Genomic DNA, 12,864 nt, shown 5'->3' on the forward strand with positions numbered 1-12,864 from the left:
ACACCGCCTGTGACCCCACGAAGTGCCCCGCCCTTCTGCACAGGCGTAACGCGCTACGTAACCCGTCTGGTAACGCTGTTGGTAACGGCTCCCCGTCCCGTCCCGTCCCGTCCCCAACAGGGACAGGAACCCCGACGGCGCGGCCGGTTCCGGCCGCCGCGCCGACGCCGCGTGTACCGAGTGTGGCAAGTCGCGACGCGATTGTGAACGCGCACCACGAACCGCCGATGACGCAGGCCACGACTTCCGTCCGCGTGACCGCGAGCCGGTGGGCGTCGAACCCGCTCTGGACGCGCCCCTGGACAAATTCGACCGGTCGGCCGCCCGCCCGAGGACCGCTGAGGACAGGACAGGAAGCCCATGACCTCGCCCACCATGCCCCACCTACCGAGCTCACGAAGGTCTGCAACAGAGGCGGCCATGACCAAACCTCGCCCTACCGCGAACACCCACCACGAAGGAGACCGCACCATGACTGAAACCGACGCCGAGAAGTCTGGGCCGATCCCACCGCCCCCTCCAGCCCAAGAGGTCGAGACACGAACCCCAGAACACGTCGAAGAGGTACGGCTTTCGAGCCGCTGCGACTTCGAGCCGAACGACTGGGTAGAGGTCTCGGTCACAGTGCAGTTGGGGGACCGGCTCATCTCGTTATGGCCCCAGCGCGCCCTCGAACTTTCTGAGGTACTTCACAGGGTGGCCGCCGATGCGATCAGCGACATGAACGGCGCAGCCCCCTTCTTCCCGGCGGGTATCCGCTTCCCCCGCTACGCACACCGATCGCGACAGGAGTGACGACCATGAGTGACATCAGGACCTACTCGGACAGTCCCCCGCCGGAGGACTACGGCAACGGCGACACGTGGGCCGACGACGGCCCGTGGGAGGTGCCCGCCGACCTCCGGCCCTACTACGCCGAAGCGAACCCCAGTCGCATCGACACGGAGGCGTACCTCCAGAACGGCGTGGACGTCGTGGAGGAACTGACTGCCGAACGGACCCGGGTGATCGACCCCGGAGACGACCGCCGGGCGCCCACCGTGGTGGAGGAGCCGTACACCGTGAACGGCCTGGTCCACAAGCAGGGCGCCGACTACTACCCGACGTGGCTTCACACGAAGCGGGTCGACCTGGCCATACGCGCCAAGCAGGCCGCCGACCGACAAGCCGCAGTCAAGGCCGCGTGGCTGGTGTGCGACATGTGCGGAGCCAAGGCGCCCAACGTCCGGCCCCTCCACCTGCCGAACAGCGACGCAGTACCGCGCCACCTCCGGGTCGCCGTCCACACCTGCTACACCTGCCAACCCTTGCTATACGACGCCGCCCGCGTCGCCGTCGCCACCCGGGAAGCCGACCGGGTCCTAGACGATGGCCGCCGCGCCGGGGACGTCGCCGCCGCCATCATCGCCCGCCGGATGGGTGGCACGTCATGAGCGACCCCCTCTACAGCAACCCGCCCCTGCGGGGCCACGTCCTCTACGTGGTCTCACCGCCGGCGCCCGCGGCACCCCGCCGGAACCTGCCGCCTTGGACGTCAACCGCCGACAAGATCGCCGCCGCGGAGAGGCGGCTACGCGAGGCCCGCGCACGGTTCGCCGAACAGGATGCGCAGGCCGCAGCCGCTGTCCGTCAGCGTGAAGCTGAGGCCGCTGCTGCCGCCCGCCAACGTCAGTCCGACGCCATCACACGACGTGAAGCCAAGCGCCCACCGCCCGGACCGCCACCCACCCCGGCAGACCTGGGCCTGATCGTCGGGCAGTGGCGCCGCAACCGCACGCCGTAGGCCCACACCTACCAGCACCCACCACCCACCCACACCACCAGGGAGGCCAGCGGTGGCACCCACCTACGGCCACGCATGGAACCAACGCCGCCGACAGTGGGCGCAGCTGCTGCCCGTGCCCTGCGCCCGGTGCGGCCAGCCCGTGCACCCCGACGACGCGTGGGACCTCGACCACCTGACCCCCGCTGCCCTCGGAGGCGGACCCGACACCGCACGCCCCGCACACCAGCGCTGCAACAGGTCGGCAGGAGTCGAGACCCGCGAAGCGATCAAACACGCGGCGGCGCGCATCGTCGCCGAACAGGGAGCGACAGGGGCGGCCGGTTTTTTTGTCGGCCCCGATGTCAGTCCGAACTCATCACTCGCGCCTCTCTCTCCCCAGCGGTCACAGGACGCGCACGACCCGGTGGCGTCCCCCGGTCCCGAACACGAGTGCTGGCAGGTGCCCTGGATCGGCCCCGGTCTGCTCGCAGTCCCCGCCGACGCCTCATGGCCGCGCTTCATGACCCGACCGCACCCGAGCGCGGTCGATTCGTACGGCGAGGAGTTCGCCGCATGGTCGAGGGCGAGGTCGGGGCGCCCGTTGCGATGGTGGCAACGCCTCGCGGCGGCCCGGCTCCTCGAACACGACGCCGCCGGGCACCTGGTGTGGTTGTGGGCGGTGCTGTCGACGTCGCGGCAGGTGGGCAAGAGCGTGTTGTTGGGCGAACTGGCGTTATGGCGTCTCGACCAGTCCGAGCGGTGGGGCGAACCGCAGTTGGCGCTACTGGTCAGCAAGGACGTCGCAGCGGCACAAGAGGTCCACCGTCCCGCGCTGGCATGGGCGGACGCGCAGGGGTGGTTGGTGCGTCGGGCAAACGGGCAGCAGCAGATCGAGGACCCGGCGACGGGGTCCCGGTGGGCGATCCGAGGATCGGGGTCGACGTACTCCTACACGGTGAGCCTGGGTCTGCTGGACGAGGCGTGGTCGCTTCCGGAGTCGGTGGCCGACGACGCGTTGGGGCCGACGCTGGCGGAACGGGTGAGCCCGCAACTGCTGCTGACCTCCACCGCCCACAAGCAGACGACCGGGCTGCTGCCGAAACGTCGGGCGCTGGGTCTGGCCGAGCTGGACGAGCCGGGCGAGCTGCTGTTGCTGGAGTGGTCGGCACCGGCGGGCGCGGACCTCGCCGACCGGACGGCGTGGCGGGCCGCATCACCGCACTGGTCGCCGCGACGCGAACGGCTGATCGCTGCCGCTCACACTGCCGCGCTGGCAGGTGGGGACGCCCGGACGCCGGCGGGTGTGGACCCGCGTACGTCGTTCGCGTGCCAGTGGTTGAACCGGTGGCCGGCCGTCGCTGCCGGGGCCGGCGCGGGGCGCGACGAACCGCTGTTGCAGGCCGACGCGTGGCCCGCCCTGGTCGACTACACGGTCGGCGGCCCGGCCACGTCCGCCGTGATCGCGGTGGAGGACCACTACGGGCGCGGTGCTGCGGTCGCGGTCGCCACCAGCACCCCGCACACGGCCCACCACAGCGCCCGACGTGAGCGCGTGGCGGTGTGGGGACGGACGTACGGCTCACGGGCCGACGCGTTCACCGCAGCCCGTCAGATCGCAGCACAGCGGCCCGGCGCTCGGCTGCTGGTCGGCGCGTCGCTCGACGGCGACCCCGACATACCGGCAGACGTGGTGGCGTCGGTGGAGCTGGCGTCCACGACCACCACCCGCACCGCCCTGCCGCTCGTCCGCGAACTGGTCGCCAGCGGTCGCCTGGTCCACGACGGCGGCCCGGAACTCGCCGGGCAGATCGACACGGCGCGGGTAGTCGAGGCCGCCACCGGAGGGCTGAACCTGTCTACGAAGTCGGGTCGCAGTGACCTCCTCCGAGCCGCGTCGTGGGCCGTCGCCGCACAGGTGAGCGCTACCGGCACGCTGCCGTTCTTCATCTACTGACACCCATCACGGCCCCGGGGTCACTCCAGAACCTGGTGGAGCGCCACCGCCGCAGCGGCGGACGCCGTGATAGCCACGCCCGGTCCAGCCGGGCTGCTGGCCGCGTAGGCGGCGACTGCGCCCGCTCCGATCGCCGCCCAGCGAAGATGGAGTTTCTGATCCTTGCCTGTGCGGCTGCGCCGCTTTGGGTCTACCATTCTGAGCAACTCCGTTTCTCGTTCACACCGGGTGATGGGGACCTTGCAGCGGCGCTCCTGACCGAGCGCCGCTGCTGCCTTTTTCTGCTGGACCTATCGTCCCAACCGTCCTTCCGGATTTCCGGTTCCCCGTCCAACACTTAAACTATCGGCGTGTCACGAGGGTTCGGTGTCGTCCAGCGAACGTTGCTCACCCGCGTCGAAGAGACGTGGACTGAGTTGCGTCCGGAGCTGTGGCTGTGCGTGACGACCGTCGACCTCGGGCTCGGCGAGCACCGGGAGTCGCGGCGGCGTGCGGCACATGGTCTAGCGGCTGCGGGACGGATTGAGCTTCGTGCCGCCGAGGTGCCCGTGCAGTGCCGGGGCGAGCATCAGGCGATCCGACGGCTCCTGTTCGCTCGACTGCCGGTGAGCGCCGACGACCTCAATGACGCCGCCGAGCTGCGTGCGCGAGCGCGACGCACTCAGACGCGGATGTGGGACGCGATTGCCGCCGGACCCGAATATAAGAGGCTTCATGCCTGGATGCGGTGGTACGACGCCCACTACTGGAGCGACGAGAACATCTTCGACCTCGACGGCGATGACTCGTACTGAGGCGTGGCACCCCTCGAAGGCGGTACTACGATTCGCGCCCGGTGGAACGCCTTTCCGGGTGGGGCACCACGTGTGGACACGACTGCTCGGTCCCTTATCCACAGACCAAGTTGAGAACCTCCCGCGTTGTCGGACAGCGTGCACACACTGTCCCTATGACCAAGCGGATGACCCAGACTTCAGTGGCTGGGCGCAGCCCGAAGTCACCATCACCCTTCCCGACGGTCACGAGCACGCTGGCGTCCGCTTCGGCCTGCTCCGTGCGTGGGCCGTGGACGACGAGACCGGCGACTGGTGGGGCATGTGCAACTACAGCACCCGGCCCGGGATGCAGTACCTCAACTGGATTCACGCCGACCATCTGCGCCCGTGCGGCAACCTCACCGACGACGACGGCCTAGTTGGTCGCACACCGTGAGCCTGCTGACGTCCTAGACGCCCGGATCTGCCGAGATGCGTATGCGGCTTAGGCCTAGTTTCCGCAGTCAGCCCATCCGTCGGTCCACCATCCGTCGTCGTGCTTCGCGACCTTGAAGGTGCGGACGACGGTGCCATCAGTGTCCAGTCCGTGGATGCGCGGAGCATTCGCGGTCCCTTCCGACACGAGCGTGAGGCCGCCGGCAAACGGCGCAACCGCCTCCTCGGGCGACGGCTGTCCGGGTCCGCCGTAGTCGATGAGCGTCTGACGAGTACGGGTGCAAGGGAGTGACACCCCTGAGGAAGCCTCAGACTCGTTCGCAGGCTCGGCGGCTTGACCATGGCCGCAACCGCAGGTGAGGAGGAGGGCCAGGGCACAAGCCCCCCGCAGTCGTTGAGTCTGCATAACGCCCCTCCTCGAATAGGCGTTGGACGCTACGATCCCATCCGCCGTTCCAGCAGCGGATCACCAATCTCTGTGCCTGCCACGCGGCCAGACGTCCGGATCTGCCGCGATGAGTGCGTCAACGGGCCACCCGACGTCGCCGTCGGGCGACCTCGGCACGCACCACCAGTTCGAGGTGGTCCAACCGGAACCAGCGCCGGCCACCCGATAGGACCGAAGGCACGCGTCCCCGGACGGCGCGGGCCCGCACCGCCACCACGCTGCACCCCAGTAACCGCAGCCGCAGCTGGTGGGAGGAGCCAGTCATGTTCGTCGTCCGGTGGACGCGGCCTAACCGGCGGACTGGTCAGCCGACGTGCACGTTCCTCAGCGGCTTGCTTCCGGGCGGTCGCCAGTTCGACGACCTGGTCGCGGGACAGCGAGGGACGATGAGCGCCCGGCGTCAGGTCGCCACGGCGCACCATCTTCGGCACCAGGCTCACGTGCACGCCGAGCAGCTCGGCGGCCTCGCGCTGCGTCACCCACCCGGACATGCTCGGCAGGCTAGCCGCATCGGCTCAGTAACTGACAGCGCGGATGCCGTCCGCGGTACACAATGACCTATGGCCCCCAAGAAGGACTGGTCGATGGAGATTTTCGTCGGCTTTCTCGCCTTAGCAACCGTCGTTTCGATTTTCCTGATCGATGGGAACGAAGGTCTCATCTGGGCTTGTGGCTTCCTGTGGCTGTCCTTCGGGCCATTTCATCCAGTGGTTGGGAGAAGGCCGACCACCCAAGAAAAGCCCGCAGAGGTCCACGGCAGCCGTGGGTTGACAGATGGGGCGACGAGCACGTGGCAGAGGCGGGCGAGGTATGCCGAGACCATTCGCCTTCACGGTGCGTCTGCATGGAGCGAATCTGTGTGATGCCCTCCCGTCGGATTGCACCCGGTGCCTACTGGCACCTAGCCCACGATCACCAGAGTGCTGGTCCACACGACTACCTCGGGCCTGCTCACCCACCGCCTGCGGCAACTGCTACCAAAACTGCTACCAGTTCTCCGGCGCAGCAGACAGGAAGGGGCCGCTTCCCGATGGGAAACGGCCCCTGACCTGCGTATTCTCTCGGTCGGGCTGACAGGATTTGAACCTGCGACCCCTTGACCCCCAGTCAAGTGCGCTACCAAGCTGCGCCACAGCCCGAGTGCCTCCGGCGCGAAGCCTGCGAAGCGTGGGGAACACTACCGCAGCCCCTCGGCCGCCACGGAATCGACCCGCCCGTTCGCGGCACGGCGCCTGGCCCGACTGGGCCATTTGTCGCCGAACCCCCACGGGCGTGACCCGGCGGCGGTGAGCATGGACCCTCGACCTGTGGGGGGTTCCGATGCCAGCACTGCCACGCCTTGCTCCGACGATCGCCGCACTCGCGGCACTCGTCGGGCTGGGCCTCACCGCGCCCGGGGCTTACGCGGCACCCGAGACTGCCGTCCACGAGGACGGTGCGCACGCGCAGGCGCTGGCCGAGGCCGTCGCGCTGGCCGACCAGCTCGCCGAGCGCGAGCAGACCCTGACGGCGCTCAACCGACGCGCCGACGCGCGAGACCGGGCCCTCGTCGGACGCCGCGCAGTCCTGGCCGACTACGGCTACCACGGCGACCCGGGCGCCGTGCGGGCCGTGCTCCCGCTGGCGTCGTACGACGTCTCGGCCGGCTTCGGCCTGACCGGCCCGTTGTGGGAGGCCCAGCACGACGGGCAGGACTTCGGCGCGTACGCCGGGGAGCCTGTGGTCGCTGTCGCCGACGGCGTGGTCACCGAGGTGGCGGACGCCGGGCCCTACGGGCTGCGCACGATCCTCACGCTCCCCGACGGCACCGAGGTCTGGTACTGCCACCAGAGCGAGGCGTCGGTCTCGACCGGCCAGCAGGTCCACGTCGCGGACGTCATCGGCAGCGTCGGCTCGACCGGCAACTCCACCGGCCCGCACCTGCACCTGGAGGTGCGGACACCCGACGGCGCGGTCGACCCGATGGACTGGCTGCGGGCGCAGGGGCTCGACCCGTGACCCGCACCCGGCGTCAGCGCTTGCGCTTCTCGCGCGGCTTCTGGTTGATCACGATCGGCGTGCCGACGAAGCCGAACTCCTCGCGCAGGCGCCGCTCGACGAACCGCTCGTAGGCTGCGTCGAGCCGACCGCTCGTGAACAGCACGAACGTGGGCGGCGCGGTCGACGGCTGGGTGGCGAAGAGGATCTTGGGCTGCTTGCCGCTGCGCACGGGGTGCGGGTGCTCGGCGATGAGCCGGCCCAGGAACGTGTTGAGCGCCCCGGTGCCGATGCGCGTCTCCCAGCCCTCGAGCGCCTTGTCGATGGCCGGCACCAGCCGGTCGACGTGCCAGCCGGTGCGGGCGGTGAAGTTGATGCGTGGCGCCCACCGCACCTGCACGAGGTCGCGCTCGATCTCGCGCTCGAGGTAGTGGCGACGCTCCTCGTCGACGAGGTCCCACTTGTTGAAGGCGATGACCATCGCCCGGCCGGCGTCGCGGATCGTCTGGATGATGCGCATGTCCTGCTCGGACACCGTCTGGCTGGCGTCGAGCACCAGCACCGCCACCTCGGCGCGGTCGATGGCGGTCGTCGTGCGCAGGGAGGCGTAGTACTCGTGGCCGGACGCCTGGTTGACGCGCTTGCGGATGCCCGCGGTGTCGATGAACCGCCAGGTCCGGTCGCCGAGGGTGATCAGCTCGTCGACGGGGTCGACGGTGGTGCCGGCGACGTTGTCGACGACGACGCGGTCCTCCTTGGCGAGCATGTTGAGCAACGAGGACTTGCCGACGTTGGGCTTGCCGACGATCGCGATGCGGCGGGGACCGCCGACCTCGTCGAAGACCTCCTCCGGGGTCTCGGGCAGCGCCGCGAGGATCGCGTCGAGCATGTCGCCCGACCCGCGCCCGTGCAGCGCGGAGACCGAGAAGGGCTCGCCCAGGCCGAGGTTCCACAGGCCGTAGGCCTCGGCCTCGGTGCGCTGGTCGTCGACCTTGTTGGCCGCGAGCACGACAGGCTTGCCCGACTTGCGGAGGATCCGCACGACCGCCTCGTCGGCGTCGGTGATGCCGACGGTCGCGTCGACGACGAAGAGGACGGCGTCGGCCAGCGACACCGCCACCTCGGCCTGCCCGGCGATGCGCTCGGCGAGGCCGCGGGCGTCGGGGTCCCAGCCGCCGGTGTCGACGACGGTGAAGGCGCGCCCGTTCCAGTGGGCGTCGTAGGAGACGCGGTCGCGGGTCACGCCCGGACGATCCTCCACGACGGCCTCGCGGCGACCGATGATCCGGTTGACGAGGGTGGACTTGCCCACGTTGGGTCGCCCGACGACGGCCAGGACGGGGGTCGGGCCGGTGGCATCGGTCCCGGGGACGGACCCCGGGGTCGACGCGGACTCGACGTCGGCGTCGTAGTCAGTCATGGGTGATCACAGCTCTCTGGGTGGCTCGACGAGCCCGGTGTCGGGGTCGTCCTCGGATTGTCCCGCAGGAAGGGGCCCGGGCAAGGATCGGCGCGTCTCGGCGAGCGCGGCGGCCAGCTCGGACAGCATGTGCCCCCGGAGCAACACCGAGGTGGCCCGCACCTGTTCCCGCGTACGCGGCCACGGCTGCTGTGTCGTCCGCCACGCCTGCCCGAACACGATGTCGATGGTGTCGCCGCGCCCGGGGAGCGCGTTGGCGCCGCCGCCCGGCGGCCGGGTGCCGATCATCGTGACCGGCACCACCGGGGCGCCGGTGACGAGGGCCAGGTAGGCCGCACCGTGGTGGAAGCGGTGCAGCTCCCCGTCGCCACGGGTGCCCTCGGGGAAGATGCCGGCCACTCCCCCGTCGCGCACGACCCGCAGGCAGGCCCGGATCGCGCCGGGATCGGCGTGGAACCGGTCGAGCGGGATCTGTCCGGAGGCGCGCAGGAAGCGCCCGAGCCGGCCCGCGAACATCTCGCGCTTGGTCAGGGCGTGCACGGGGCGCGGCGAGAAGGTGGCGAGCAGCGGCCCGTCGATGATCCCGACGTGGTTGGCGGCCAGGATCACGCCGCCCGACGCCGGCACCCGGTCCGCGTGGTGCACCGTCACGGGCCACCGCGCCCGCACCAGCCGTGCCGCCACGGGACGCACCCGCTGCAGCACCCGGGTCGCGGGGTGCTCCTCCGCGCTGGTCGGCAGCTCCGCGCGGGTCACGCGGGCCGGACCTCCGCGGCCAGCTCGACGATGCGGTCGATGACCTCGGCGAGCGTGAGGTGGGTGCTGTCGACGTGGACGGCACCCTCGGCCACGGTGAGCGGCGCGGTGGCGCGACCGGAGTCGATGCGGTCGCGCTCGAGCAGCGACTGCTGGGTGCTGGCGACGTCGCTGCCGCCCTGCTCGGCCGCGCGCCGCTGGGCCCGGGCGTCGGGGTCGGCGCTGAGGTAGACCTTGACCTCGGCCTGCGGCCAGACGACCGAGCCGATGTCACGTCCCTCGACCACGATGCCGCCCGCGCCGATCACCTCGCGCTGGAGCTCGAGCAGGCGAGCCCGGACCTCGGGCACGGCACTGACCGGGCTGACCGCGGCCGTGACGTCCTCGCCGCGGATCTCGACGGAGACGTCGGTGCCGTCGACGGTGATGGTCGGGGCGAGCGGGTCGGTGCCGGACTCGATGGTGGGACGCCCGGCGGCGGCCGCGACCGCCGCCTGGTCGCGTACGTCGACGCCCTCGCGCAGCAGCCACCAGGTCATCGCACGGAACATGGCGCCGGTGTCGAGGTAGCGCAGGCCGAGACGTCGGGCCACGCCGCGAGACGTGCTCGACTTCCCCGATCCGGAGGTGCCGTCGACGGCGATGACGAGGGACCTGGAGGGGAGGGTGCTGGCGCTGCTCACGGGCGAGAAGGCTACCGGTGGGTCGTCCAGCCGCGGGATTCGAGAGCGGCCAGCAGGCGCTCGGCGCTGTCGCGCTCGACCACGAGCTCGGTGAGGCCGACCGGTCGGGCCGGGTCGTGGTCGATGCGGACGTCCTCGATGTTGACGCCGATCTCGCCGGCGTCGCCGAAGAGACGGGCCAGCTCGCCCGGGTGGTCGGGCACGGCCACGAAGACCGAGCGGGTCGGCCGCGCCGGGCCGCCGTGCTTGCCCGGGATCGCGGCGGTGCCGGCGTTGCCGCGGGTGAGGATGTCGGCGAGGTCGTCGTCGGCGTCCGAGGCGACCGCCGCCATCAGCGCGTCGAGGTCGGCGCGGACCTCGGCCAGCAGGTCGAGCACCGCCTCGGAGTTGGCCTCGAGGATCTGCTGCCACAACGCCGGGTCGCTGGCGGCGACCCGGGTGACGTCGCGCACTCCCTGGCCCGACAGGGCGAGGTGCTCGGCGGGGGCGGCGGCCAGCCGCCCGGCGACCAGCACCGCGGCGAGGTGGGGCAGGTGGGAGATCCGGGCGACCGCGCGGTCGTGCTCGACCGGCTCCATCACCAGCGGCGCGGCACCGCACTCGAGCACCAGCGCCTCGACGAGCCCCACCGCCTCCGGTCGGGCGTGGGGGTGGGGTGTGACCGCCCACGGGCGGCCGTCGAAGAGCGCGGCGCTGGCAGCCAGGGGGCCGGAGCGCTCGCTGCCGGCCATCGGGTGGGAGCCGACGTAGCGCCCGAGCTCGGCGGGGCCGACGCGGGCCGCGACCGCCTCGAGCGGGGCCGCCTTCACGCTGCCCACGTCGGTGACCACGGCGTCGGTCCGGCGGAGCGCCTCGACGACGGCGTCGCCGACCAGGGCCGGTGGCACGGCCACCACGACCAGCTGCGGACGGTCGGCAGCGGTCGCCGGGCGTCCGGCGCCGAGGCCGTGGGCGGTGCGCAGGTGCTCCTCGGAGGTGTCGCGCAGCGCCACCTCGATCCCGAGCCGGCTGCACACGAGCGCGATCGACGTGCCGATGAGCCCGGCGCCGACGACCTCGACCGGCCCGGTCAGGGCCGGCAGGTCGCCGTCAGCCATGGCTGGTGGTCCGCGCCAGGTCGCGACGCAGGTGCGCCGCACCATGGAGGTAGGCGTGGGTGATCTCGGCACGTGGCAGGTCGGTCTCGACGTGCGCCATCAGGCGCACGACCCGCGGCATCGAGCCCTCGATCTCCAGCTCGCGGGCGCACACCAGCGGGACGTCGGAGAAGCCGAGCTGGCGCGCGGCATAGGCCGGGAACTCGCTGGTGAGGTCGCTGGTCGCGGTGAAGATGATCGAGATGAAGTCGTCGACCTCGAGGCCGTTGGCCTCCATCACGTCGGTCACCAGCTCGGCCACCCGGTCGAGCATGTGCTCGCGGGTGTCCTCGTCGAGCTGGGTCGCACCACGTACTGCTCTCACTGCCACACGGTGAGCCTAGCGGCGCCGAGTCTCACTGGGTGTGGCCCATCGGCTGGGCGAGATGCGTGGGACCGTGCCGGGGATGCCGCACCCGAGCCCGAGTGACCTGACCGATGAGCGGTGGGACCTGCTGGGGCCTGCGGACCAGTCCACGGTCCAGAACGTACCCATCCACGGTGTCGCAGGACGTCCCGCTCGTCGGCAGACGCGTGCCCTCATCGCGGCATGCGCCCGGGTGCGTGACCCTCGTTTCAGGGGGCCTCAAGCTCGATGCGCGTCTCGGTGCAACGAAAGCCGGCGCGGCGGAAGGCCGCAGCCATGGGCGCGTTGGCGGCATCCGTGGTCGCGGTGACGCGAGGGGCACCCTGCTCGGCGTGGAAGCGGGTGATGAACGCGAGGATCTCGTCCACGTACCCCCGACCTCGGTGCTCGGGGAGCACGGCGAGGTATCCGACGTTGCGGTTCGTCGGGGTCGCTGACGGGATGGCGACACCGACGACGGTGCGGTCAGTCGTGGCGGCCGTGTGCCACCAGGAGCGTTCCCCGGGGCAGGCTCGGTAGTAGTCGATCTCGGCACGGGCCAGCTCGTCGGGACTGCTGGACTCGAGCTCGCGGCGGGTCATGACGTCCAGCGAGCCCTCCGCAGCGGCGGCGAACAGTCGTACGAACGTGTCGTCGTCGGCCGGCGCGAACACGAGCGAGCCGAGTGCTGGCGGCAACGGTCGATCCGCGTCCCACTGGAACTGGAGTCGCTCGTTGACCCGCGTCATGCCCGCTGCAGCAGCGGCACGAGTCTTCAGGTGCATCTCGGCGGCCACGGTCGCATGGTCGCGCCAGTCGTTCGGCAGTCGCATCGTGTGCGGCAGCGGGACGGCCACCCCTCGACGTGACAGGGCCTCGTGTCCCGCATCGAGAAGAGCCCTGGCCAGGCTGCCGCGGTCGGGCACCTGCGCATGAACGTCCCACACGTCCAACGCGATCGGCACGGTCGTGTCCCGGCCCCACCACATCGCTCGCCCGATGACCGCGCCAGACTCGTCGATCGCCAGGACGGACCACTCGGGCCGGATACGGCCCGCCGCGATCTCTGTTGCCACCTCGTCGGCCGAGAGGCCGGTCTCGGCAGGAACGCTCAGTGTCGCCGCGGAAGCCAGCTGCGTGGCCGAGGGCTGGGCGATTCGCATCGCCC

General features: G+C 71.0%; 13 protein-coding genes and 1 tRNA gene. 7 read left to right on the forward strand and 7 right to left on the reverse strand.

The window, feature by feature from the left end:
• The first annotated feature begins 471 nt into the window (after window positions 1–471).
• The 6 genes from JX575_RS09950 (at window position 472) to JX575_RS09975 (ending at window position 4,931) form a co-directional block, all read left to right on the forward strand.
• On the forward strand, window positions 472–795 hold the full coding sequence (locus JX575_RS09950; RefSeq protein WP_186342253.1) for a hypothetical protein: 324 nt from the start codon (window positions 472–474) through the stop codon (window positions 793–795).
• A 5-nt stretch (window positions 796–800) separates the two neighbouring features.
• A complete protein-coding gene (locus JX575_RS09955) occupies window positions 801–1,433 on the forward strand; it encodes a hypothetical protein (RefSeq protein ID WP_186342254.1) in 633 nt (210 codons plus the stop codon).
• The gene (locus tag JX575_RS09960) at window positions 1,430–1,783 is read left to right on the forward strand and encodes a hypothetical protein (protein ID WP_186342255.1); all 354 of its coding nucleotides are present in this window, start codon (window positions 1,430–1,432) and stop codon (window positions 1,781–1,783) included. Before JX575_RS09955 ends, JX575_RS09960 begins: the two co-directional genes overlap by 4 nt.
• Before the next feature lie 52 nt (window positions 1,784–1,835).
• Window positions 1,836–3,719, forward strand: a complete 1,884-nt coding sequence (locus tag JX575_RS09965) for a hypothetical protein (RefSeq protein WP_186342256.1) — start codon at window positions 1,836–1,838, stop codon at window positions 3,717–3,719.
• A 350-nt stretch (window positions 3,720–4,069) separates the two neighbouring features.
• Window positions 4,070–4,513: a hypothetical protein gene (locus tag JX575_RS09970; RefSeq protein WP_186342257.1), complete on the forward strand. Its 444-nt coding sequence runs from the start codon at window positions 4,070–4,072 to the stop codon at window positions 4,511–4,513.
• A gap of 271 nt (window positions 4,514–4,784) precedes the next feature.
• Complete coding sequence (locus JX575_RS09975) at window positions 4,785–4,931, forward strand: hypothetical protein (protein ID WP_186342258.1); 147 nt, start codon at window positions 4,785–4,787, stop codon at window positions 4,929–4,931.
• A 1,512-nt stretch (window positions 4,932–6,443) separates the two neighbouring features.
• Here JX575_RS09975 and JX575_RS09980 read toward each other — a convergent pair.
• Window positions 6,444–6,517, reverse strand: a tRNA-Pro gene (locus JX575_RS09980).
• A gap of 181 nt (window positions 6,518–6,698) precedes the next feature.
• On the opposite strand from JX575_RS09980, the gene JX575_RS09985 reads away from it, so the two are divergent.
• Window positions 6,699–7,376 carry a M23 family metallopeptidase gene (locus tag JX575_RS09985; RefSeq protein ID WP_186342259.1) on the forward strand — a complete coding sequence of 226 codons (678 nt, stop codon included), beginning with the start codon at window positions 6,699–6,701 and terminating at the stop codon, window positions 7,374–7,376.
• A gap of 13 nt (window positions 7,377–7,389) precedes the next feature.
• Here JX575_RS09985 and der read toward each other — a convergent pair whose 3' ends face one another.
• The 6 genes from der to JX575_RS10015 all read right to left on the reverse strand — a co-directional run bounded on the left by der (window position 7,390) and on the right by JX575_RS10015 (window position 12,859).
• On the reverse strand, window positions 7,390–8,775 hold the full coding sequence (der, locus tag JX575_RS09990; protein ID WP_186342260.1) for a ribosome biogenesis GTPase Der: 1,386 nt from the start codon (window positions 8,773–8,775) through the stop codon (window positions 7,390–7,392).
• A gap of 6 nt (window positions 8,776–8,781) precedes the next feature.
• On the reverse strand, window positions 8,782–9,531 hold the full coding sequence (locus tag JX575_RS09995) for a lysophospholipid acyltransferase family protein (RefSeq protein ID WP_186342261.1): 750 nt from the start codon (window positions 9,529–9,531) through the stop codon (window positions 8,782–8,784).
• The gene (gene cmk / locus JX575_RS10000) at window positions 9,528–10,214 is read right to left on the reverse strand and encodes a (d)CMP kinase (RefSeq protein ID WP_186342262.1); all 687 of its coding nucleotides are present in this window, start codon (window positions 10,212–10,214) and stop codon (window positions 9,528–9,530) included. Before cmk ends, JX575_RS09995 begins: the two co-directional genes overlap by 4 nt.
• An 11-nt stretch (window positions 10,215–10,225) precedes the next feature.
• Window positions 10,226–11,311, reverse strand: coding sequence for a prephenate dehydrogenase (locus tag JX575_RS10005; RefSeq protein ID WP_186342263.1), 1,086 nt, complete (start codon window positions 11,309–11,311; stop codon window positions 10,226–10,228).
• Window positions 11,304–11,675: a chorismate mutase gene (gene aroH, locus JX575_RS10010; RefSeq protein ID WP_241005096.1), complete on the reverse strand. Its 372-nt coding sequence runs from the start codon at window positions 11,673–11,675 to the stop codon at window positions 11,304–11,306. Before aroH ends, JX575_RS10005 begins: the two co-directional genes overlap by 8 nt.
• Window positions 11,676–11,926: 251 nt before the next feature.
• Window positions 11,927–12,859 carry a GNAT family N-acetyltransferase gene (locus JX575_RS10015; RefSeq protein ID WP_186342265.1) on the reverse strand — a complete coding sequence of 311 codons (933 nt, stop codon included), beginning with the start codon at window positions 12,857–12,859 and terminating at the stop codon, window positions 11,927–11,929.
• Window positions 12,860–12,864: the final 5 nt, after the last annotated feature.

Source organism: Nocardioides sp. zg-1228 (genome assembly GCF_017086465.1).
Lineage (GTDB): Bacteria > Actinomycetota > Actinomycetes > Propionibacteriales > Nocardioidaceae > Nocardioides.

What these genes read in the sequence shown, in the direction of transcription:
- JX575_RS09950 (WP_186342253.1), top strand. Translation starts at nt 472, where the DNA reads ATGACTGAAACCGACGCCGAGAAGTCTGGGCCGATCCCACCGCCCCCT.
- JX575_RS09955 (WP_186342254.1), top strand. Translation starts at nt 801, where the DNA reads ATGAGTGACATCAGGACCTACTCGGACAGTCCCCCGCCGGAGGACTAC.
- JX575_RS09960 (WP_186342255.1), top strand. Translation starts at nt 1,430, where the DNA reads ATGAGCGACCCCCTCTACAGCAACCCGCCCCTGCGGGGCCACGTCCTC.
- JX575_RS09985 (WP_186342259.1), top strand. Translation starts at nt 6,699, where the DNA reads ATGCCAGCACTGCCACGCCTTGCTCCGACGATCGCCGCACTCGCGGCA.
- der (WP_186342260.1), bottom strand. Translation starts at nt 8,775, where the DNA reads ATGACTGACTACGACGCCGACGTCGAGTCCGCGTCGACCCCGGGGTCC.
- JX575_RS10005 (WP_186342263.1), bottom strand. Translation starts at nt 11,311, where the DNA reads ATGGCTGACGGCGACCTGCCGGCCCTGACCGGGCCGGTCGAGGTCGTC.
- JX575_RS10015 (WP_186342265.1), bottom strand. Translation starts at nt 12,859, where the DNA reads ATGCGAATCGCCCAGCCCTCGGCCACGCAGCTGGCTTCCGCGGCGACA.